Here is a 22,490-nt window from a genome sequence, read left to right on the forward strand (position 1 = left end):
TTGCAAGAATCAGGCGAAAAGCTCGCGGCAGAAGCTTAAAGCTTCGACAAGCGCGTCCACATCGCCGGTCGTGTTGTACATCGCGAAGCTGGCCCTGGCCGAGGCGTTGATGCCGTAGAAGTCCATCAGCGGCATGGCACAATGGCTGCCGGCGCGGACCGCGATGCCCTTCTTGTCGAGAATGGTCGAGATATCGTGGGCATGCGCGCCCTGCATCGTCATCGAGAAGATCGCCCCCTTCCCCGGCGCGTCCCCCTGCACGTTCAGCCAGTTCAGGCTGCGCAGCCGGTCGCGGGCATGATCGCGCAGGATCCGTTCATGCGCGGCGATGTTGTCCATGCCCAGATCCATGAGGTATTCCAGCGCAGCGCCCAGACCGATCTGGTTGACGATGCCGGGCGTTCCGGCCTCGAAGCGGAGCGGCGGATCGGCGTAGTCGACCGCCTCGCGGGTCACCGTCCGGATCATGTCGCCCCCGCCCATGAACGGGCGCATTTCGGCCTGCCGGTCCGACCGGATCCAGATCGCGCCCGATCCCGAGGGGCCGTAGAGCTTGTGTCCGGTGATGCAGTAGAAATCGCAGCCGATCGCGGACAGATCGACCGGCATGTGCACCGCCGCCTGCGAGCCATCGACCAGCACCGGCACATCGGTGCCATGCGCGATGGCGCCCACATCGACAATGGTTCCGGTCACGTTGGACATATGGGTGACCGCGACCAGCCGTGTCTTCGGACCGATTGCGGCCAGCACCTTTTCCGGCGGCAAACTGCCATCGGGTTCCGGTTCGACCCATTTCAGAACCACGCCCTGCCGTTCACGCAGGAAATGCCAGGGCACGATATTGGCGTGGTGTTCCAGCACCGACAGGACGATCTCGTCGCCCGCCCGCAGGCGCGGCGCGGCCCAGCCATAGCTGACCAGATTGATCCCCTCGGTCGAGCCGCTGGTAAAGATGATCTCGTCCTCGCGCGGGACGTTCAGAAACCGGGCGATGATGGCGCGGACCCGTTCGTAATTGTCGGTGGCAAGGTTGGACAGGTGATGCAGCCCGCGATGCACATTTGCATATTCGCCCTCGTAGGCGCGGCTGATCGCGTCGATGACCTGACGCGGCTTCTGGGCGCTGGCGCCGCTGTCCAGATAGACCAGCGGGCGGCCGTTGACCTGGGTGCCGAGGATGGGGAAATCGGCGCGGACCCTTGCGACATCGAACGTCATCGCGCCATATCCGGCATCAACCCGAAGGCGGCGGCCAGGAAGGACAGCGCAAAGCCCGCGACGAAGGCGGTGCCAACCAGGCCCAGAAAGACTTTCAGCGGGCTGCGGAAACCATGCAGCACCTTGGTAAAGCGCACCGTCAGCCACAGGAACAGCACGATCGCGGCCAGGCCGAGGAAGCCCGCGATCGTGGGCGACAGCAGCGACAGCGCCACCTGCACCAGTTGCACGACCAGCAGAACGATCTCGATCCAGACGGTCAGCAGCAGCGCGTCCTCGAACCGGCCTTCGCCGCCGAACATGCGCCCGACGCCGGTCATCAGAAGCGAGGCCAGGACGATCGCACCCAGTTGCAGCCCGGCCATCACGAGGGGCTGCGAACTGATGGTCATGATCGATTGCGCCTCGGCCTCGGGCACGACGAAAAGCTGTGCCGACAGCCAGGACAGGATGGCCGAGACAGAGACCGCCACGATCAGCGCCATCCACCGGACCGGCATCGGCAGCCCGCTGCGGATCAGCATGACCGCCGCACCGTCCGGATCGCGGAAGGTCAGACCGAAAAGTTGCTTCAGATCGTCGAAATTCATGCTTTCCTCGCCAAAGCCACCATGCCGGCGCCCCAGATCACCAGAAAACCGATTCCGGTCAAGCCGTTCGTCACGATCAGCGCCGGTCCCGGCCCGATCAGTCCCGCAACCAGACCCGCCAGCAGCATCGCCGGCGCAACCGCCAGCAGCGCCCAGAACAGGGCCAGCCGCGAATCCTCGGGGGTCAGCCGCCTGGGAAAGAATCGCGAGAGCAAAGACACCAGCGCCGCCACAGCATAGGCCAGAAGCGGCATCAGGAACATGACCGCCAGCAGAGACCCGCCGATTCGCGCCTCCAGCGGCACCGAGGGGTCCAGTTGCGCTGCGCGGGCGTGGGCCGGGGCCTGCGCGATCAGGAAAATCAGCATTGCGGCCATCAGCACGATCAGTTTCACACGCTCGGGCATGTCCGACAGGCCGCGGACCACCCGGCGCGGCGCCCACCAGCTTTGCAGGATGCGCGGCAGGATGCCGCCGCGCCTCATTGCGTCGCGTGCCGGGTCAGCCACGCTTCCAGCCGATCGTTGATCTGGCCGCGCAACCCGTCATCCTCGACCTCCTGCAACGCATCGGCCAGAAACGACAGGACCAGAAATACGATGGCACGATCCTTCGGCACCCCGCGCGAGCGCAGATAGAACATCGCCTCCTCGTCGATCGCACCGGTCGTCGATCCATGCGAGCAGACAACGTCGTCGGCATAGATTTCAAGCTCGGGCTTGGCCAGGAACTGACTGCGTTCGTCCAGCAGCAGCGCCTGGCTGATCTGGTATCCATCGGTCTTCTGCGCGCCGGGCCTGACCAGAATCTTGCCCTGGAAAACGCCCACGGCGCCGTTCTTCAGCACCTTCTTGAAGACCTGGCGGCTTTCGCAGCGCTCGGCCCCGTGGGTGATGAAGATGGTGTCGTCATGATGGAACCGGCCGCTTTTGCCATCGCCCAGAACCGCCGCGGCGATATGGGCGACCGCATCGTCACCGACGAACTCGATCACGCCCTCGTGCCGCATCAGCGTTCCATTGACCGACAGGGTAAAGCTCTTGAACTGCGCCTCGGCCGCCACGCGGGCAAAGATATGTGACAGACCCACGGCCTCGTGACCCACGCGCCGGGCGGCGACATGATGCAGCCGCGCGCCCCGGGCCAGATCGGCCTCGATCACGCCATTCGTGCGCGCGCCGGCCATGCCGGTTTCCAGCAGCGTCGCCTCGGCACCCGCTTCGACACGAACAAGGTGATGCCAGGTCGCGTCGGCCGCCTCGTCCCTGCGGCGATAGATCAGATGTATCGGACGTGACGGCCTTCCGGTCACGCGAATCAGCACGCCGTCTTTCGCCGCCGCCGTATTCAGCGCCGCAAAGGGACGCGCGACGGGCTTCTGCCCGGCCGATTCCAGGCTGCCATAGAGGTCGGCCGCCCAATGCTCGCCCGACCCGTCAGCCTGCGACAGCGACGCGATCTCGATCCCGTCCAGCGCCAGATCGTCCGAGGCATCGGCGTCAAAGATCCCGTCCACGAAAACGATCTTCAACCGGTCCAGATCGTCGAACAAGGGTCCGTCCGGTCCTTCGTCCGCTTCCATCCCGATCGCCCCGGCCTTCGCCGCACTGAACGTGGCCGGATCGGTATAGCGCCAATATTCATCGCGCGGGCCGGGCAGACCCATGGCGCGCAACCGCGCCAGCGCATCCCGGCGCGCAGCCGCGGTAAAGCCGCCCGCGGGCAGATCCAGCGCCGCCAGCCGCGCCTGCAACGCATCCTCGGCCTTCGGCGCGCCGCTGACCTGCGGCGTCACCTCCTTGGTCTTGACCGCCACGTCAGCCATCAGCCGGCCTCCGCCAGAAGGTCGCCATAGCCATCTTCCTCGACCTGCAAGGCCAGATCAGGACCACCACTTTTCACGATGCGACCTTTCGACATGATATGAACCATGTCGGGCTGGATGTGATTCAGCAGGCGTTGGTAGTGAGTGATGACCAGAAAGCTGCGGTCGGGGCTGCGCAAGGCATTCACGCCGTCCGCGACCAGCCGCATCGCATCCACGTCAAGGCCGGAATCCGTCTCGTCCATGATGCACATGCGCGGCGCCAGCATCGCCATCTGCAGGATCTCGTTGCGCTTCTTCTCGCCGCCGGAAAAACCCACATTCACCGGGCGTTTCAGCATCTCGGCGTCGATCTGCAATTCCCTGGCCTTCTCGCGGATGGCCTTGAGGAATTCGCCCGAAGTCATTTCCTCCTCGCCGCGCGCCTTGCGCTGCGCGTTCACGGCGGTGCGCAGGAAGGTCATGTTGCCGACGCCCGGAATTTCCACGGGATATTGAAACGCCAGGAACAGGCCGGCGGCAGCGCGCTCCTCGGGCTCCATGTCCAGCAGATCGGCGCCGTCGAGGCTGGCCGAGCCGTCCGTCACCTCGTAGCCGTCGCGGCCCGACAGGACATAGGACAGCGTCGATTTGCCCGACCCGTTCGGCCCCATGATCGCATGGACCTGACCGGCCGGAACCTCGAGGCTCAGACCCTTCAGGATCTGCTTGTCCTCTTCTTCAAGTTTGACGTGCAAGTTATCGATCTTCAGCATTTTTTCCTCATCAGACGGTGGCTGCGGTGCCGCAGCCGGCACCATCGTCATATTCCTGTAGGCGGCGGACTAGCCGACCGAGCCCTCAAGCGAGATCGCGACCAGCGACTGCGCTTCCATGGCGAATTCCATCGGCAGGGCCTGCAACACCTCGCGGCAGAAACCGTTCACGACCAGCGCGACCGCCTCTTCCTCGTCCATCCCGCGCGACCGGCAATAGAACAGCTGATCGTCATCGACCTTGCTGGTCGTCGCCTCATGTTCGACGCGGGACGAAGTGTTCTTGACCTCGATATAGGGCACGGTATGGGCGCCGCATTTGTCGCCGATCAGCAGGCTGTCACACTGGGTGTAATTGCGGCTGTTGGTGGCGCGCGGGTGCATCGACACCAGGCCGCGATAGGTATTCTGCGCCTGACCGGCTGAAATCCCTTTCGAAACAATGCGTGAGCGGGTGTTCTTGCCAAGATGGATCATCTTGGTCCCGGTATCGGCCTGCTGCCAGTTATTGGCGATGGCAATGGAATAGAATTCGCCCTGGCTTTCCTCGCCGCGCAGGATGCAGGACGGGTATTTCCAGGTGATGGCGGAACCGGTTTCCACCTGTGTCCACATCACCTTGGCACGGGCCTCGCGGCAATCGGCGCGCTTGGTGACGAAGTTGTAGATGCCGCCCTTCCCATCCTCGTCGCCGGGAAACCAGTTCTGGACCGTTGAATACTTGACCTCGGCATCCTCCAGGACGACGATTTCGACAACCGCCGCGTGAAGCTGGCTGGTGTCGCGCTTGGGCGCGGTGCAGCCTTCGAGATAGCTGACGTAAGATCCCTTGTCCGCGATGATCAGCGTCCGTTCGAATTGACCGGTATTCTCGGCGTTGATGCGGAAATAGGTCGACAATTCCATCGGGCAGCGCACGCCCGGTGGAACATAGACGAAGCTGCCGTCCGAAAAGACCGCACTGTTCAGCGTCGCGAAGAAATTGTCCGATTGCGGCACGACGGAGCCGAGATATTTCTTCACCAGCTCGGGATGCTCGCGGATCGCCTCGCTGATGGAACAGAAGATCACGCCGGCCTTGGCCAGTTCGTCCTTGAAGGTGGTGCCGACGCTGACACTGTCGAAGACCGCGTCCACAGCGACCTTGCGGCCCTCGGCAGGCACCGCCTCGGCACCCTCGACGCCGGCCAGAATCATCTGTTCCTTCAGCGGGATACCCAGCTTTTCATAGGTCGCCAGCAGCTTGGGATCGACCTCGTCCAGCGATTTCGGCTTCACCTCCATGCTCTTGGGGCGGGCATAGTAATACTGATCCTGATACTCGATATGGGGATAGTTCAGCATTGCCCAGCGGGGTTCCGACATGGTCTGCCAGCGGCGAAACGCCTCCAGCCGCCACTCGGTCATCCATTCGGGCTCGCCGTTCTTGTCCGAAATCAGACGGACGATATCCTCGTTCACCCCCTTGGGGGCGTAATCCATCTCGATCTCGGTGTTCCAGCCGTATTTGTAGCTGCCCATGTTCTGGACAGTCTCGACCGTTTCGCGGTCCACACCCTCGCGGACGTCAAGATCGGTGGTCTGGTTCATCCTCTATCCTTCCTGCGGCCAAGCGTTTCACTCAGCCATTCCGTTCGCGCCAGCGTGAATACGCCTTTTCCCAAGCATCCGCAAATCGGTTCACCTGATCCTCGACCAAAGCCGGACTGATGGAAATCCGGATCGCCGATTGCGCCGCCTTGTCGTCGTAACCCATGGCCTGCAAGGCCCCGCTGGCCCGGACCTTGCCCGACGAACAGGCCGAGCCCGCCGAGATCGCGAAGCCTGCCAGATCCATCTGCATGACCTGCGTTTCGCCCTTCCACCCAGATGTAAGAATGCAGGTCGTGTTCGGCAACCGTCGCGCGCCTTTTCCGGCGATACGGGCCCGGGGCGCGATCTGCAGCAGCCGCGTCTCCAGCGCGTCGCGCAACGCGGCCACACGGTCCCATTCGCCCGCAGCCAGATCCTTCTGCGCCGCCGCCGCCGCCGCGGCGAATCCGGCGATGCCGATCAGGTTCTCGGTGCCCGCCCGGCGTCCCTGTTCCTGCCCGCCGCCGCGAATCATCGCCTGGACATCGGTGCCCTTCTTCACGATCAGCGCGCCGACGCCCTTCGGCCCGCCCAGCTTGTGCGCGCTGACAAAGCCTGCGGTGACACCCAACCAGTTGAACGCAAAAGGCACCTTTCCGAACGCCTGGGTCAGATCGCTGCTGGCCAGCCCGTCGGGCAGCGACTGGATCACGCCGGTTTCGTTATTGGCCAGTTGCAGACTGGCCCGCGCGGGGTCGGGAACGGTCACGACGCCTTCGCCATCGACCGCCAGCACCGGATCGCACCAGACCTTGACCGCGCTGTGTTCCACCGCCGCGCAGGCGATCCCCTGCCCGGCCAGGACCATCGCCGCCGCCTCGGTCGCCCCCGAGGTAAAGACCACATCCGCCCCTTCGGCCCCCAGGGCCGCCGCCACCTGTTCGCGCGCCTTTTCCAGCGCCATCTTCGCGGCCCGGCCCTCGGCATGGACCGAGGACGGGTTGCCCGAAATCTCCATCGCCTCGCGCATCGCGGCGATCGCCTCGCCGCGCAGCGGAGTGGTCGCGTTCCAGTCCAGGTAATCCCTCATGCAAGCGCCTCGGCGATCCGCCGCGCCAGCCTGCGCGCAACTTCGTCCTTGCCCAGACGGGGCCATTCCTCGGCGCCCGTCTCGTCGATCAGCGTGACCGCGTTCTCGGTCCCCCCCATGATCCCGGTGCCATCGCTGACATCGTTCGCAACGATCCAGTCGCAGCCCTTGCGCAGCCTCTTGGCGGTGGCATGGGCCACGATGTCATCCGTCTCGGCGGCAAAGCCCACGACCAGTTTCGGACGCCGCCCGTCCAGCCCGCTGACCCAGGCCAGGATATCGGGATTCTCGGCCAGATCCAGGGTCGGAGGACGCCCGGATCCGTCCTTCTTCATCTTTCGCGGGACGGCATTGACCACCCGCCAATCGGCCACCGCCGCGGCCATCACGGCGGCATCGGCGGGCAAGGCCGCCTCGACCGCGTCGCGCATCTCGCGCGCGGTCTCGATTCGGATCACATCAACCCCGGCGGGCGCCGGCACCGCCGCCGGTCCGGTCACGAAGCTGACCCGCGCGCCCTGATCGCGCAGCGCCCCGGCAATCGCCGCCCCCTGCGCCCCCGACGAGCGATTGGCGATATAGCGCACCGGGTCGATGGGTTCATGCGTCGGCCCCGAGGTCACGATCACATGCCGCCCCGCCAGCACGCCCCTGGCGACCTGGGCCTGCGGTTCCAGCAGCAGCGGTCCGGTATCCAGCCTGGCCCGGATCGCGGCCATGATCGCCTCGGGCTCGGCCATTCGTCCCGGGCCGTGTTCGCCGCAGGCCATGTCGCCCTCATCCGGCCCGATCACCGCCACGCCATCCGCGCGCAAGACTGCCAGGTTGCGCTGAGTCGCGGGATGATTCCACATCCGCACGTTCATCGCGGGCGCGACCAGCACCCCCTTGTCGGATGCCAGCAGCAGCGTCGAGGCCAGATCGTCGGCCAGCCCCTGGGCCATCTTCGCCATCAGATCCGCCGTCGCGGGCGCGACGACGACCAGGTCGGCGTCACGGGTCAGCCGGATATGCCCGATCTCGGCCTCCTTGGCGATGTCGAACAGGCCGTCATGAACCGCCTCTCCCGCCAGGACCGAAATCGTCATCGCCGTGGTGAATTCTGCACCCGCGCGGGTCAGGACCGGGCTGACGGTCCAGCCCTCGCCCCGGATCAGCCGGATCAGCTGCGGGATCTTGTAGGCCGCGATGCCGCCGCCGATGATCAGAAGGATGCGTTTGCCGGTCATCTCGCCCTCGCAGGTTCGCTGGAACAGATAGACCCGGCGCGGGCCTGCCGCAAGGAAAGCGCCGCTGTTAACCAATCCTTAATCGACACCGCGTTAACCCTTGCCGGCAAGCGCAGGGGGAAACATGGTCGCGATCGCCTATTCGGTCGCCTTCGAAGGCGTCGAGGCACGTCTGGTCGAGGTGCAATGTTCGGTCGCGGCCGGTCTTCCGGGCTTTGGCATCGTGGGCCTGCCCGACAAGGCGGTCAGCGAGGCGCGCGAACGGGTCAAGGCGGCCTTCGGCGCGCTTTCGATCGCACTTCCGAACCGCCGGCTGACGGTGAACCTGTCGCCCGCCGACCTGCCGAAGGAAGGATCGCACTTCGACCTGCCCATCGCGCTGGCGGTGCTGGCGGCGCTGGAAATCGTCCCGAAAGAGGAACTGGCCCGCTGCGTTGCCCTGGGCGAACTGGCGCTGGACGGGCGTCTCGTGCCGGTCGCGGGCGCCCTGCCCGCCGCCGTGGCCGCGGCCGAGGACGACCGCGCCCTGATCTGTCCTCGCGATTGCGGCGCCGAGGCGGCCTGGGTCGAGGCCGTGCCGGTCCTCGCCCCCGGCAATCTGCGCGAGGTGGTCGATCACCTGACCGACCGCGCGCCGCTGGCGCGCGCCCGGCCCGGCCTGATCGAGGCCAGCCCCGCGACCAACTGCCTGTCCGAGGTCAAGGGCCAGGAACGGGCCAAGCGGGCGCTGGAAATCGCCGCCGCCGGCCGCCATCACCTGCTGATGGTCGGCCCTCCCGGCGCGGGCAAATCCATGCTGGCCGCCCGCCTGCCCGGTATCATGCCGCCGCTGTCCCCGGCCGAGGCGCTGGAAACCTCGATGATCCATTCGCTGGCGGGCATTCTGGACAATGGCGGCATCCTGCGCCATCCGCCCTTCTGCGAACCGCATCACACGGCCTCGATGCCCGCGATTGTCGGCGGCGGCCGCAGCGCGAAGCCCGGCCAGATCAGCCTTGCCCATAACGGCGTGCTGTTCATGGACGAATTTCCGGAATTTCCACGACCGGTCCTGGAAACCCTGCGCCAGCCGATCGAGACCGGCGAGATCGTCGTTGCCCGCGCCAACGCCCATGTCCGCTATCCCTGCCGTTTCCTGCTGGTCGCGGCCGCCAATCCCTGCCGCTGCGGCTATCTGGCCGATGCCGCCCGCGCCTGTGCGCGGGTGCCGAATTGCGGCGCCGATTATCTGGGAAAAATCTCCGGCCCGCTGATGGACCGTTTCGATCTGCGCCTCGAGGTTCCGGCCGTCAGCTTCCTGGATCTTGAACTGCCCCCGACCGGAGACAGATCGACCGACATTGCTGCCCGCGTGGCCGCCGCACGTCAAATCCAGGCGCGTCGATTTCAGAATCACGAGAAATTGCGTGTGAATGCAGATGCCTCCGGCGCGATCCTCGACCAGATCGCGACGCCGGACGAGGAAGGCCGCGCCCTGATCGTCAAGGCATCCGAAAAACTGGGCCTGACCGCGCGCGGCTATCACCGCATCCTGCGCACCGCCCGCACCATCGCCGACCTCGACGGGTCGGCGGATATCCGGACTCCGCATCTGGCCGAGGCGATCAGCTATCGCCTGCCCTTTGTCGCGGGCGGCTGAGCCCCCACGCTCTTTCCAGATACCTTCGGGGGTGAGGCGCGGACGCCCCCTGCCACGGCCTCAGCGTTCCGCCAGCGCCGCTCGATCGCGACCCAGATCGCCTCGGCGGCATTGATTCCGTCGAACCGTTCCAGTTCCTGAATGCCGGTGGGCGAAGTCACGTTGATCTCGGTCAGCCAACCGTCGATCACGTCGATGCCGGTGAAGATCAGCCCCTTTTCGCGCAGGATCGGACCGATCCTCTTGCAGATCTCGCGTTCCCGCGCGGTCAGACCAATCTTTTCGGCGCGCCCTCCGACATGCATGTTCGACCGCGCCTCACCTTCCTGCGGAACGCGGTTGATCGCGCCCACAGGTTCGCCATCGACCAGGATGATGCGCTTGTCGCCCCGGCTGACGGCGGCAAGATATTTCTGCGCGATCATCGGTTCACGGTTGATGCCGGCGAAGGTTTCCAGCAATGCGGACAGGTTGGGATCGCCCGGTTTCAGATGAAACACCCCGGCGCCGCCATTGCCGTAAAGCGGCTTGACGATGATCTCGCCGTGGCGTGCCCGGAACGCGCGGAAGGCCGCGAGGTCACGCGCGATCATGGTCGGCGGCGTCAGATCGGGAAAATCCAGAACCATCAGCTTTTCGGGGCAATTCCGCACCCAGAACGGGTCGTTCACGACCAATGTGCCGGGATGCACCCGGTCCAGCAGATGCGTCGACGTCACATAAGCCATGTCGAAAGGCGGATCCTGGCGCAGCCAGACCACGTCGAAATCGCGCAGATCCACCTCGTCCCAATCGCCGAATGTCACGTGCTCGCCCTGTTTCCTGCGCAGGCTGACGGGCCGGCCCCGTGCGATCACGCGACCCTCGTCATAGCGCAGCTGGTCGACGGTATACTGAAACAGCCGATGCCCGCGCGCCTGCGCCTCCAGCCCGATCCGGAAGGTGCTGTCGGCATCGACCGAGACATGCTGAACCGGATCCATCTGCAACGCGACATAAAGGCTCATCGGCATCCCCTGACCTTGCTTGCCCGCTTGTCGCGCGGCGACCGGGCGGATGCAAGTCTCAGGCGAAGCAGTCGCCGAAGGCGTTTTCAAGGATCGCGACCCGGCCCTGACCATCGACCAGGGCAACATCGAAACGCATCTCGGTCAGTTGCCCAAGGGGCAGCCTTTCGCAATAGTCACAGGCCGCCCGGCAGATGCGGCCCTGCTGCCCCGCGCCCAGCCGCGATGCCGCCTCCTCATGGGTGGCAGCCTGCTTGACCTCGACGAAGATCACGCAGTCGCCGTCGCGGCAGATCAGATCGATCTCGCCCGCCGCCCCGCGCCAGCGCTCCGCCAGGATTTCAAATCCCTTCGCGCGCAGTCTGCGCGCCACCGCCTGTTCCGCCATGGCACCCGACAGACAGGCCCGGCGCCCGCGTTCGCGCCGTGGGCCGGGCCTTGATGGCTGCGCAAAGGCCAGCCCCATATCCAGCATCATTCCCCTTTAGCGCCCAGAGCCAGCGCAAACTGATACACATCCCGCCGCGGCATTCCCAATTCCTCGGCCACCTCGCGCGCGGCATCCTTCACACTCATTCGGCTCAGCCTCTGCAACAGGGCCGCGCGCAGATCGTCTTCGCCGGCCTCGCGCATTGTTGGCCTGTCCAGCAGCATGACCACCTCTCCCTTCAGCCCGTCCAGCCGCGGATCGACCGCCAGATCCTCCGCCCGGCCCCGGATCACCTCTTCGAACTTCTTGGTCAGTTCCCTTGCCACCACTGTAACCCGATTCGCGTCAATCTCGCACAATTCTGCCAATGTTTGCTTAACGCGCCTGGGGCTTTCGAACAGGATCAGCGTGGCATCCACGCCGGCCCATTGCCGCAGCCAGGCGGCGCGCGCGGCCTTGGCATGGGGCGGAAAGCCCGCGAACAGGAACCGGTCGCTGGGCAGGCCCGACAGGCTCAGCGCAACCAGCGGCGCCGAGGGGCCGGGGATCGCATGGACCCGCGCGCCTGCTTCGGCGGCCTCGCGCGCCAGACGGTAGCCCGGATCCGCCACCAGCGGCGTGCCCGCATCCGAGGCATAGGCGACGCTTTGGCCCCGGGCCAGTGCCGCCATCAGCGCGGGGCGGGCCTTTTCGGCATTGTGGTCGTGATAGGACAGCACCCGGCGGCCGCGCAGCGGAATGCCGTGAATCGCCATCAGATGCCGCATTACCCGCGTGTCCTCGGCGGCCAGCAGATCGGCCGAATTCAACACGTCCAGCGCGCGCAAGGTGATGTCGCGCGCCGTCCCGATGGGGGTGGCGACCAGATACAGACCCGCCTGCAGCGCCGATGCCTCGATCCGCGCGGCCAGTGGGCGCGCGGGCTCGATCTCGCGGCCTTTCACGCCGTCTCCGCCTGACCCGGTGGCCATGACATTTCCCCCTCTGCTGACGCGGTCGGGCTGATTGCCAAGCGATCCGGTTGGACCTAGGCTGCCCGCAACTCGTCGCGACGACAAACACAAAGCAGGGAGGTTCCACATGTTTGCATCCGCCACAACCCGGCCCGCCACCGGACTGCGCCGCCTGTTCACAGCCGGAGCCGCGATGCTGTCGGCCCTTGTCCTTGCCGCCTGCGAGCCGACCGGAGGCCGTGACAACGATGTCGCGACCGGCCCCGCCATCGGGCCGCTGATCGAACCGGGACAGCCCGTGCGCGTCGCCCTTCTGACACCTGCCGGCAGCGGATCGGACAATCTGGAATGGCTGTCGCGAAGCCTGAAGAACGCGGCGCGCATGGCCGCATCGGACGCGCAGGGTGCGGCCATCGACCTGCGCGTCTATGACACCGGGGGCAGCACCGAACGGGCCGTCCAGCAGGCCAATGCCGCCGCCGATGCCGGCGCCCAGATCATCGTCGGCCCGCTGTTCGCCGAGGCCGCCAACGCCGTCGGCAACGCCATGCGCGATCGCAACATCAACGTGCTGTCCTTCTCGAACAATGCGGAAATCGCCGGCGGCAACGTCTTCATTCTGGGCAACAGTTTCGCCAATGTTGCCGACCGGCTGGTCGGCTATGGCGTCCGTCAGGGCAAGCGCAACATCTATGTCGTGGCCGAAGATGACGTCGCGGGCCAGCTTGGCGGCCGCGCCATCGAGACCGCCATCGCCCGCAACGGTGCGCGCCTCGCGGGGCGCACCAACCACCCCGTCTCGGTCAGCGGCATCGACGCGGTGATCCCGCAGATCGCCGCCGCGGCGCAGTCGGGGCGGGTGGAGGCGGTCTTCATGACCGCCAACAATCAGGCCGTGCTGCCCTATCTGACGGAAAAACTGGCCGCCTCGGGCATCCGTTCGCCGGTCACGCAAATGATGGGCCTGACCCGCTGGGACCAGCCGCCGTCGCGCGTCGGCCTGCCGCAGCTTCAGAACGGCTGGTTCGCGATCCCCGATCAGGGCCTGAAGACGCAATTCGACGCACGTTATCGTGCCGCCTATGGCGAGGCGCCGCACGAACTGGCCGGTCTTGGCTATGACGGCGTGGCCGCCATTGCCTCGCTGGTCCGCGCGGGCAGGCGCAATGCGCTGACCACGACCGGACTGACACAGCGTTCGGGATTTTCCGGCGTCGGCGGCGTCTTCCGCCTGCGCGGCAACGGCACCTCGCAACGCGCGCTTGCCGTGGCGACGCTGCGCGGCAATCAGGTGGTGATCCTCGATCCCGCACCGCGCGGCTTCGGCGGATACGGGTTCTGATCTTGGCCGCCGCCGCGACCGGCCCGATCGTGCAAAGCGCCCCCGCCCTGCCCGGGGCGCATGCGGTTTTCGACCCCGACGCCTTTCTGCCCGACCTGCACCGGGCGCTGGACGGGATCGGCGAGCCGCGCCGGATCCGGGCGGTCACGGTCGATCTTCTCGCCGGTGCCCGCGCCGCCGCCATGGCCGATATCGAGGCCGGATTCGCCAGCCATCCCCGCGCCGCCCGCGAAACCGTGCGCGCCATCGCCAGCCTGACGGATGGCATCGTCACCATCGTGCACCACATCGCCACCGGCTATCTGCACCCGGTCCGCAACGCATCGGAGGGCGAGCGTCTGGCCGTTCTGGCCGTCGGCGGCTACGGGCGGGCCGAGATGGCGCCGTTCTCGGATGTCGATCTGCTGTTCCTGACGCCCTACAAGATCACCGCCTGGGCCGAAAGCGTGGTCGAATCCATGCTTTACATGTTGTGGGATCTGAAGCTGAAGATCGGGCATTCGATCCGCAGCGTGGACGATTGCCTGCGCCTCGGCGCCGCCGACATGACGATCCGCACCTCCCTGGTCGAACATCGTCTCGTCACCGGCCACGCGCCGCTGGCCGAGGAATTGCGTCAGCGGCTGTGGTCGGATCTGTTCGCGAAATCGGTTCCCGAATTCGTCGAGGCCAAGCTGGAGGAACGCGCCCAACGCCATCAGCGGCAGGGTGGGCAGCGCTATGTCCTGGAACCCAATGTCAAGGAGGGCAAGGGCGGCCTGCGCGATCTGCAAACGCTTTACTGGATCGCGAAATACATCCACCGCGTCGATCGCGCCGTGGAACTGGTCGATCTGGGTGTCTTCACCCGCGAAGAGCACCTGTCCTTCTGGCAGGCCGAGGATTTTCTCTGGGCCGCGCGCTGCCATCTGCATCTGATCGCGGGACGCCCCGTTGACATGCTGTCCTTCGACATGCAGGTCGAGGTGGCGCGACGCATGGGATATCACGACACCCAGGCCCGGCGCGGAGTCGAATATTTCATGCAGGATTACTTCCGCCACGCCACCCGCGTCGGCGAACTGACCCGCGTCTTCCTGACCGAACTTGAATCCCGCCATGTGCGCAGCGCGCCGATCCTGGGCCGCATCTTCCGCCGCCGGCGCAAGCTGAAGGCGGGCTTCGTCGATCAGCTTGGCCGTCTGGCCATCCAGGACGAGGCGGGCTTTCTCGCCGATCCGCTCAACATCCTGCGTCTCTTCGAAGAGGCGTTGCGCACCGGCATCCTGATCCACCCCGATGCGATGCGCCTGATCGCCGCCAACCTGGACCGGATCGACGACAGGATGCGCCAGGATCCCGAGGCGATCCGACTGTTCATGGAATTGCTGATCCGCCACGGCAATCCCGAACGCGCGCTGCGCCGCATGAACGAGCTGGGCGTGCTGGCAGCCTTCATTCCGGAATTCGAGCCGGTGGTGGCGATGATGCAGTTCAACCACTATCATCACTACACCGTTGACGAACATTCGATCCAATGCGTCGCCGCCCTGGCCGAGATCGAGCGCGGCGAACATCCCGAAGACCTGCCGCTGTCCCACGCGATCATGGATTCGGGCATCAACCGCCGCGTCCTGTATCTGGCGACGCTGCTGCACGACATCGGCAAGGGCCGCCCCGAGGATCACTCGATCCTGGGCGCCCGCCTCGCCCGCCGCGTGGCCAGCCGCTTCGGCTTTTCCCAGGACGATATCGACAATGTCGAATGGCTGGTGCGCAATCACCTGCTGATGTCGGACGTGGCGCAGAAACGCGATATTTCCGACCCCCGCACGTTGCGCGATTTTGCCAAGGCGGTGAAGACACGCCGGCGGCTGGACATGTTGCTGGTGCTGACCGTCTGCGACATTCGCGGCGTCGGGCCGGGCGTCTGGAACAACTGGAAGGCGGTATTGCTGCGCAAGCTGCATACCGAAACCGCCACGGCGCTGGATAACGGCCTGGAAGAACTGAACCGTGACAAGCGCCAGAACGAGGCCAAGCGATCCCTGCGCCACCTGCTGATCGCCAAGGGCTGGGAGGCCCGCGCGATCCGGGCCGAGATCGCGCGCCACTACGACAATTACTGGCCCGGCCTGCCCTCCGAGACGCAGGCGGTCTTTGCGGAATTGCTGAGCGGCATAGACGCGGACGAGATCAGGACCGACCTGCGCGCCGATCATGACCGCGACGCCACCCGCGCGGCCTTTGTTCTGGCCGATCATCCAGGCATCTTCTCGCGGCTCTGCGGGGCGCTGACGCTGATGGGCGCCAATGTCGTGGACGCGCGCACCTATACCACCCGCGACGGCTATGCGACCGCGGTGTTCTGGGTGCAGGATGCCGATGGCCATCCCTTTGCCGAGGATCGCCTGCCGCGCCTGCGCCAGACAATCCTGCGCACGCTGGGCGGAGAGATCGTGGCGCGCGAGGCCTTCGCCGAACGCGACAAGCCCAAGAAGCGCAACCGCGAATTCCGGTTCCCGACCCATATCACCTTCGACAACGAAGGCAGCGACATCTATACCATCGTCGAGGTCGATACCCGCGACCGTCCCGGCCTGCTCTATGACCTGACCCGGACGCTGGCCTCCAACCACATCCAGATCGTCAGCGCCGTGATCGCGACCTATGGCGCGCAGGTCGTGGACAGTTTCTACGTCAAGGACATGTTCGGCCTGAAACTGCACGGCGATGGCAAACGCCTTGCGCTCGAGAAGAAACTGCGCAAGGCCATCGCCGACGGGACAAGACGGGCAGAGGCATAGATCATGAAATCCGGTTTGGTGCGCGGATTCCTGTCGGTGGGAATCTGGACCTTCGTCTCGCGCGTCTCGGGCTTCGTGCGCGACATCCTGATGGCGGCGTGGCTGGGCACCGGGCCCGTGGCCGAGGCTTTCCTGATCGCGCTGTCGTTGCCCAACATGTTCCGCCGCTTCTTCGCGGAGGGCGCGTTCAACACCGCCTTCGTGCCGATCTTTTCCAAGAAGCTCGACAATCGCCGCGACGCGCTGCGCTTCGCCTCCGAGGCGTTTTCAGGCCTGTTCGTGACCGTGCTGATCCTTTCGGCTGTGGCAATGATCTTCATGCCGGTGCTGGTCTGGCTGATGGCTTCGGGCTTTCAGGGCGACGAACGTTTTGCGCTGGCCGTTGAATACGGCAGGATAACTTTCCCCTATATCCTGCTGATTTCCATGGCGTCCATGGTTTCGGGCGTGCTGAACGCCAATGGCCGCTTCACCGCCGCGGCGGCAGCCCCCGTGCTGCTGAACCTGCTTTTCATCGCGGCGATGGGTCTGGGGCGCTGGCGCGGCTGGGATCTGGGGCTGACGCTGGCCTGGGCCACGCCGGTCACCGGCATCTCGCAACTGGCGCTGGTCTGGTGGGACGCGCATCGCACCGGCTGGACCTTTCTGCCCCGCCGGCCGCGCCTTTCGCCCGACATGCGCCGCCTGCTGGCCGTGGCGCTGCCGGCCGCCTTCGCAGGGGGCGTCGTGCAACTGAACCTGCTGATCGGTCGGCAGGTCGGCTCGCGCTTTGACGGCGCGATCGGCTGGCTGTCCTATTCCGACCGCCTCTATCAACTGCCCCTGGGCGTCGTCGGCGCCGCCGTCGCCGTCGTCCTGCTGCCCGAACTGGCCCGGCGCCTGCGGGCCGGCGACCACGCCGGCGGCCAGTCCGCCTACAGCCGGGCCACCGAATTCGGCCTGTTCCTGACCCTGCCTGCCGCCTTCGCGATCGCCGTCATCGCCCAGCCGATGGTGGCGGCCCTGTTCGAGCGTGGCCAGTTCACCGCATTCGACACCGCGCAGACCGCGAAGGCGCTGGTCGTCTATGCGCTCGGCCTGCCTGCCTTCGTGCTGCAGAAAATCCTGCAACCGCTGTATTTCGCGCGCGAGGATACCCGCACGCCTTTCCGCTTCGCGCTGTGGTCGATGGTGGTGAACGCCGCCGTCGCCTTTGGCCTGATGCAGCCGCTGGGCTTCATCGCGGCGGCGCTTGGCACCACCGTTGCAGCCTGGGTCATGGTTGCGCAGCTCTGGTGGGGCACCCGCGCGATGGGACAGGCCGCCCGCGCCGATGCCCGCCTGCGCCGGACCGCGCCCCGGATCGTGCTGGCCTCTGCGCTGATGGCGATGGCCCTCTGGCTGATCCGCGACTGGCTGGCCGCGTCCGGGATGGCGCGCATTCCCGGCCTCGCCATTCTCGTCTTCGGCGGCGCCGCGATCTATTTCTCGCTGGCCTTCCTCACCCGCGCCTACCGCCTCGGCGATCTCGGGACCGCCGTCAGACGCGGCCGCTGATCTGTCGCGATCCCGCCGCGGCCTTTCGGGGCGGCCGCCCGGATGCTATCGCTGGCGGATCTGCCGGATGGCTCGCGCAACGCCGCCATCGACCAGCAGAAAGCTGAGACCGAAGCCAACGGCGAAACCCGCGATCTCGGCGATCCAGCCATAGCCCGTGCCGCCGAAGACCATCCCGAAGACCAGCTGGAACAGCAGCAGCATCCCGATCAGCGTGAAGGCACGCATCCGGTTCGCATTGGCCGCGGCCAGCCGCGCCCACAGCAGGAAGGTGAAGGCCCCGACCAGCCCGTAGACCGCCGGATAGCCCCCGATCAGCGGCACCGCGCGCCCCGGCAGCGCGGCCATCGCCACGGTATAGACCAGCGCGCCGCCCGCCGCCGATCCGAAGAACAGCATGATCAGGGCCGTGGGCCTGAACTGACGCGCCACCAGGTTGCCAAGCGCCAGCGTGAAGGCCAGCACGAACAGCGACTGCGTGAAAGAGGCATTGACGAAGGAATAGCTGAACAGCCGGTAGATCTGGGCCCAGTCGATCGCGCCCATATCCCACATCCGCTGCACCATCTCGGGCGCATAGGCCGAAAGCTGCATTCCCGCCAGCCGCAATCCCACGCCCTGCGCCCCGCCGATCAGCCCGATCCGGCCCAGCCCGAAAACGGCCTCGCTGGCGATGATGGGCAGCGCCAGCAGCCAGACCGCCATCGGCAGCGGATTCAGCGGCGATTCGGTCAGTCCCTCGCGCATCGGATTTCCTTCTCGGTTGCTCTTGTCGCGGCCAACAGCTAAGCCAGCGCCACGGAAAATCCAAGCAGGCCAGACATGAGCGATCCGATCAATCCGGGCTTTACGCCGCGCATCTTCTCGGGCATCCAGCCCTCGGGCGGGCTGACGCTGGGAAACTATCTGGGCGCGCTGAAACGCTTTGCCGCCCTGCAGGGACAGGGCGCCGAGACGGTCTATTGCATCGTCGACCTGCACGCGATCACCGTCTGGCAGGATCCGCAAATGCTGCGCGCCCGCATCCGCGAGGCCGCCGCCGCTTTCATGGCATCGGGCGTCGATCCCGCGCAATCGATCCTGTTCAATCAGAGCCAGGTCAGCGCCCATGCCGAAATGGCATGGCTTTTCAACACAGTGGCTCGCGTCGGCTGGATGTATCGGATGACCCAGTTCAAGGACAAGGCAGGCAAGAACAGCGAAAACGCCAGCCTCGGACTGCTGGCCTATCCGGCTTTGATGGCGGCCGATATCCTGACCTATCAGGCAACCGCCGTGCCGGTCGGCGAGGATCAGAAGCAGCATCTGGAACTGACCCGCGACATCGCCGCCAAGTTCAACCATGATTACGGCGTCGGTCATTTTCCGATCACCGAACCGCTGATCGAGGGGGTGGCGACCCGTGTCATGTCGCTGCGTGACGGGTCCAGAAAGATGTCGAAATCCGACCCCTCGGATGCCAGCCGGATCAACCTGACCGACGATGCCGACACCATCGCCCAGAAGATCCGCAAGGCCCGCACCGATGCCGACCCGCTGCCGGGCGCCATCGACGGGCTGAAGGACCGCCCCGAGGCGCGCAATCTGGTCAACATCTATGCCGCGCTGGCCGATGAGACCCCCGATCAGGTTCTGGCCCGCTTCGAGGGCCAGGGCTTTGGCGCATTCAAGCCGGCGCTGGCCGACATCGCGGTCTCGGCCCTGTCCCCGATCACCGCGAAGATGACCGAATACATGGACGACCCGGCCGAAATCGACCGCATCCTTGGGGATGGCGCGCTGCGCGCGGACACGGTCGCGACCCCGATCCTCGAGAAGACCAAGCAGATCATGGGCCTGCTGCGCAGCCGGCCCTGAAGACGGTCCGGGACCGGGAAACCGGCCACATTCCCCGTGCAATTTCGGATCACGGGGTTGCGATCCGGGAGGGATTGCGCCTATCACGTGCTCATCGCATGGACCCGGCGCAATTCCGGGTGGCTCTTCCGGCCGCTGATCCGCCGGACAACATGAACCGACAGACAGGATCGCGCCGAGGCCGGTTCGGGGGACCGGCCCGGTCATGGACAGATATTTCATGTTCTCATTCGATACCTACAAACGCCAGTGGACCGGCAATGTCCGCGCCGACCTGCTTTCGGGTCTGGTCGTCGCGCTGGCCCTGATCCCCGAGGCGATCGCCTTCTCGATCATCGCGGGCGTGGATCCCAAGGTCGGGCTCTATGCCAGCTTCTCGATCGCGGTGATCACCGCAATCGCGGGCGGGCGGCCCGGCATGATCTCGGCGGCAACGGCGGCCACGGCGGTGCTGATGGTGACGCTGGTCCGCGACCACGGGTTGCAATATCTTCTTGCCGCGACGGTTCTGGCCGGTCTGATACAGATCGGTTGCGGGGCTTTGAAACTGGGTTTCGTCATGCGCTATGTGTCGAAATCGGTGATGACAGGATTTGTCAACGCGCTGGCGATCCTGATCTTTCTGGCGCAACTGCCTGAACTGGACCCGCGCCAGGTGCCCTGGCCGACCTTTCCGCTGGTCGCAGCGGGGCTGGCGATCATCTACCTGTTCCCGCTCATCACGCGCGCGATCCCCTCGCCGCTGGTCACGATCATCGTGCTGACCGGGTTGAGCCTGATCTTCGGATGGGAGGTGCGGACCGTCGGCGACATGGGCGCTCTTCCCGACACGCTGCCGGTCTTCCTGCTGCCGGACGTGCCGCTGAACGTGGAAACGCTGCGAATCATCCTGCCCTATTCGGTCGCCGTCGCGGTGGTCGGGCTGCTGGAAAGCCTGATGACGCAGAATCTGGTGGACGAGCTGACCGACACCCGGTCCAACCGCAATCAGGAATGTATCGGTCAGGGGCTTGCCAACACCGCGACCGGCTTCATCGGCGGCATGGCGGGCTGCGCGATGATCGGGCAGTCGATGATCAACGTGAAATCGGGCGGGCGCGGGCGGCTGTCATGTTTCGTCGCCGGCGTATTCCTGCTGATCCTGGTCACCGGCCTTGGCGATCTGGTCAGCCGGATTCCGATGCCGGCGCTGGTCGCGATCATGATCATGGTGTCGATCGGCACCTTCTCGTGGTCGTCGATCCGCAACCTGGGCACCCATCCCAGGTCATCCTCGGCCGTGATGCTGGCGACGGTGGCCACGGTCGTCTACACCCACAACCTCGCCATCGGCGTGCTGGTCGGCGTGTTGCTGTCGGGCATCTTCTTTGCCGCCAAGATCGCGCAATTGTTCCGCGTGTCCTCGACGATCTCGGCCGACGGACGCAAGCGGGTCTACAAGATCGAGGGTCAGCTTTTCTACGGCTCGGTCGAGGATTTCATGGCGGCCTTCGATTTCCACGAGGCTCTGGACCGCGTGGTGATCGACGTCAGCCGCGCCCATATCTGGGACATCAGTTCGGTCCAGGCGCTGGACATGGCGATCCTGAAATTTCGCCGTGACGGGGCCGAGGTCGATCTGGTCGGGCTGAACCGGGCGTCCGAGACCATCGTCGACAAGCTGGCGATCCACGACAAGCCCGGCGCGATGGACAAGCTGGCCGCACATTGAGGAGACGCTTCCGATGACCAACCCGATCGTGGCGCTGATCGACGGCTCGAGCTATGCGGCCTCGGTCTGCGAACATGCGGCCTGGGTTTCGGCCCGGACCGGCGCGCCGGTGGACCTGCTGCACGTCCTTGGCCGCCGCGAGGGGGCCGTTCCGCAGGATCTGTCCGGCGCGATCCGGCTGGGTGCGCGGACCCGGCTGCTCGAGGAACTGGCCGAACTGGATGCGCAGCGGTCGAAACTGGCGACGCGGCAGGGCCGGGCCATGCTGGAGGATGCGGCCGAACTGGCCCGCCAGAGTGGCGCGACCGAGGTCCGGACCCGCCTGCTGCACGGCGACCTGATCGAAACCGTCGCCAAGCTGGAGCCCGAGGCCCGCGCCATCGTCATCGGCAAGCGCGGTGTGGCGGCGGATTTCGCCAAGGGTCACCTGGGCTCGAATCTGGAACGGATCGCGCGGGTCAGCCGCAAGCCGGTTCTGGTTGCCTCGCGCGCCTTCCGACCCATCGCCCGCACGATAATCGCCTTCGACGGCGGCGATTCGGCGATGAAGGCTGTCCGCCATGTCGCCGACAGTCCGCTGTATCGCGACCTGGCGATCAGCCTGATCACGGTGTCCGAACCCGGCCCCGCCGCCCAGGCCCGGATCGAGGCTGCTCAGGCCGTGCTGGAAGACGCGGGCCGGAAGGCCGAGGCGCGCTTCGTCCGGGGCGAGCCCGAAACCGCATTGCCGCAGATCATCGCCGATGAGGAATTCGATCTGCTGGTCATGGGCGCCTATGGCCACAGCCGCATCCGCAGCCTGATGATCGGCTCGACCACCACCCAGATGATCCGATCGTGCAAGGTGCCCGTCGTGCTCTACCGCTGATGCGGGCGCTTTCCAGAGCCGTGTCCGAGAATGCAGATCTTCTGCGCGACAGCGCGGGATTTGCTGCGCAATCCGCCTG

General features: G+C 65.9%; 19 protein-coding genes and 1 other annotated feature. Of the genes, 7 read left to right on the forward strand and 12 right to left on the reverse strand.

Annotation, left to right across the window (positions count from 1 at the left end):
• Positions 1–9 precede the first annotated feature (9 nt).
• The 8 genes from AC13CR_RS08570 to coaBC form a co-directional block, all read right to left on the reverse strand.
• Positions 10–1,221, reverse strand: a complete 1,212-nt coding sequence (locus AC13CR_RS08570) for a cysteine desulfurase (RefSeq protein WP_292950862.1) — start codon at positions 1,219–1,221, stop codon at positions 10–12.
• Positions 1,218–1,811, reverse strand: coding sequence for a YIP1 family protein (locus AC13CR_RS08575; RefSeq protein ID WP_292950860.1), 594 nt, complete (start codon positions 1,809–1,811; stop codon positions 1,218–1,220). The genes AC13CR_RS08570 and AC13CR_RS08575 overlap by 4 nt, the downstream gene beginning before the upstream one ends.
• Positions 1,808–2,320, reverse strand: a complete 513-nt coding sequence (locus AC13CR_RS08580) for a hypothetical protein (RefSeq protein ID WP_292978661.1) — start codon at positions 2,318–2,320, stop codon at positions 1,808–1,810. Before AC13CR_RS08580 ends, AC13CR_RS08575 begins: the two co-directional genes overlap by 4 nt.
• A complete protein-coding gene (locus AC13CR_RS08585; protein ID WP_292950856.1) occupies positions 2,293–3,636 on the reverse strand; it encodes a SufB/SufD family protein in 1,344 nt (447 codons plus the stop codon). The genes AC13CR_RS08580 and AC13CR_RS08585 overlap by 28 nt, the downstream gene beginning before the upstream one ends.
• On the reverse strand, positions 3,636–4,391 hold the full coding sequence (gene sufC, locus AC13CR_RS08590; protein WP_293013627.1) for a Fe-S cluster assembly ATPase SufC: 756 nt from the start codon (positions 4,389–4,391) through the stop codon (positions 3,636–3,638). Before sufC ends, AC13CR_RS08585 begins: the two co-directional genes overlap by 1 nt.
• Before the next feature lie 69 nt (positions 4,392–4,460).
• On the reverse strand, positions 4,461–5,981 hold the full coding sequence (sufB, locus tag AC13CR_RS08595; protein ID WP_292950852.1) for a Fe-S cluster assembly protein SufB: 1,521 nt from the start codon (positions 5,979–5,981) through the stop codon (positions 4,461–4,463).
• A gap of 31 nt (positions 5,982–6,012) precedes the next feature.
• The gene (locus tag AC13CR_RS08600) at positions 6,013–7,053 is read right to left on the reverse strand and encodes a cysteine desulfurase family protein (protein WP_292950850.1); all 1,041 of its coding nucleotides are present in this window, start codon (positions 7,051–7,053) and stop codon (positions 6,013–6,015) included.
• Positions 7,050–8,282, reverse strand: a complete 1,233-nt coding sequence (coaBC, locus tag AC13CR_RS08605) for a bifunctional phosphopantothenoylcysteine decarboxylase/phosphopantothenate--cysteine ligase CoaBC (RefSeq protein ID WP_292978679.1) — start codon at positions 8,280–8,282, stop codon at positions 7,050–7,052. Before coaBC ends, AC13CR_RS08600 begins: the two co-directional genes overlap by 4 nt.
• A 124-nt stretch (positions 8,283–8,406) precedes the next feature.
• On the opposite strand from coaBC, the gene AC13CR_RS08610 reads away from it, so the two are divergent.
• Positions 8,407–9,921: a YifB family Mg chelatase-like AAA ATPase gene (locus AC13CR_RS08610; protein ID WP_482900904.1), complete on the forward strand. Its 1,515-nt coding sequence runs from the start codon at positions 8,407–8,409 to the stop codon at positions 9,919–9,921.
• On the opposite strand, the gene gshB is transcribed toward AC13CR_RS08610, so the two are convergent.
• Genes gshB through rsmI form a run of 3 tightly spaced genes read right to left on the reverse strand, consistent with a single transcriptional unit; the run spans position 9,891 to position 12,329 of the window.
• Entirely contained in the window at positions 9,891–10,928 is a 1,038-nt protein-coding gene (gshB, locus tag AC13CR_RS08615) for a glutathione synthase (RefSeq protein WP_292950846.1), read from the reverse strand. The genes AC13CR_RS08610 and gshB overlap by 31 nt on opposite strands.
• A gap of 58 nt (positions 10,929–10,986) precedes the next feature.
• Positions 10,987–11,406, reverse strand: a complete 420-nt coding sequence (locus tag AC13CR_RS08620) for a YraN family protein (RefSeq protein WP_292950844.1) — start codon at positions 11,404–11,406, stop codon at positions 10,987–10,989.
• Positions 11,403–12,329 (reverse strand): 16S rRNA (cytidine(1402)-2'-O)-methyltransferase, encoded by a 927-nt coding sequence (gene rsmI, locus AC13CR_RS08625; RefSeq protein ID WP_292950842.1) that lies wholly within the window; start codon positions 12,327–12,329, stop codon positions 11,403–11,405. The genes AC13CR_RS08620 and rsmI overlap by 4 nt, the downstream gene beginning before the upstream one ends.
• 109 nt (positions 12,330–12,438) lie before the next feature.
• Between rsmI and AC13CR_RS08630 the strand changes: the two genes are divergently transcribed.
• The 3 genes from AC13CR_RS08630 to murJ are packed head-to-tail and all read left to right on the forward strand — an operon-like array spanning position 12,439 to position 17,975.
• Positions 12,439–13,653, forward strand: a complete 1,215-nt coding sequence (locus AC13CR_RS08630; RefSeq protein ID WP_446233517.1) for a penicillin-binding protein activator — start codon at positions 12,439–12,441, stop codon at positions 13,651–13,653.
• Positions 13,653–16,439 carry a [protein-PII] uridylyltransferase gene (locus tag AC13CR_RS08635; protein WP_414692120.1) on the forward strand — a complete coding sequence of 929 codons (2,787 nt, stop codon included), beginning with the start codon at positions 13,653–13,655 and terminating at the stop codon, positions 16,437–16,439. Before AC13CR_RS08630 ends, AC13CR_RS08635 begins: the two co-directional genes overlap by 1 nt.
• A 3-nt stretch (positions 16,440–16,442) precedes the next feature.
• The gene (gene murJ, locus AC13CR_RS08640) at positions 16,443–17,975 is read left to right on the forward strand and encodes a murein biosynthesis integral membrane protein MurJ (protein ID WP_292950828.1); all 1,533 of its coding nucleotides are present in this window, start codon (positions 16,443–16,445) and stop codon (positions 17,973–17,975) included.
• Positions 17,976–18,020: 45 nt separating this feature from the next.
• Here the strand turns inward: murJ and AC13CR_RS08645 are convergent, their stop codons facing one another.
• Complete coding sequence (locus AC13CR_RS08645) at positions 18,021–18,722, reverse strand: rhomboid family intramembrane serine protease (protein ID WP_292950826.1); 702 nt, start codon at positions 18,720–18,722, stop codon at positions 18,021–18,023.
• A 75-nt stretch (positions 18,723–18,797) separates the two neighbouring features.
• Between AC13CR_RS08645 and trpS the strand changes: the two genes are divergently transcribed.
• From trpS to AC13CR_RS08660, 3 genes are all read left to right on the forward strand, one after another.
• Positions 18,798–19,832, forward strand: a complete 1,035-nt coding sequence (gene trpS / locus AC13CR_RS08650; protein WP_292950824.1) for a tryptophan--tRNA ligase — start codon at positions 18,798–18,800, stop codon at positions 19,830–19,832.
• A gap of 97 nt (positions 19,833–19,929) precedes the next feature.
• Positions 19,930–19,985: a sequence feature (sul1 is cis-regulatory element that is thought to sense ions involved in sulfur or methionine metabolism; They are found in Alphaproteobacteria), on the forward strand.
• 67 nt (positions 19,986–20,052) lie between these two features.
• Positions 20,053–21,543: a SulP family inorganic anion transporter gene (locus tag AC13CR_RS08655; RefSeq protein ID WP_292950881.1), complete on the forward strand. Its 1,491-nt coding sequence runs from the start codon at positions 20,053–20,055 to the stop codon at positions 21,541–21,543.
• A 13-nt stretch (positions 21,544–21,556) separates the two neighbouring features.
• Entirely contained in the window at positions 21,557–22,411 is an 855-nt protein-coding gene (locus tag AC13CR_RS08660) for a universal stress protein (RefSeq protein WP_292950822.1), read from the forward strand.
• The last annotated feature ends 79 nt before the right edge of the window (positions 22,412–22,490 follow it).

It is taken from the genome of Paracoccus sp. L-17 (assembly GCF_056857655.1).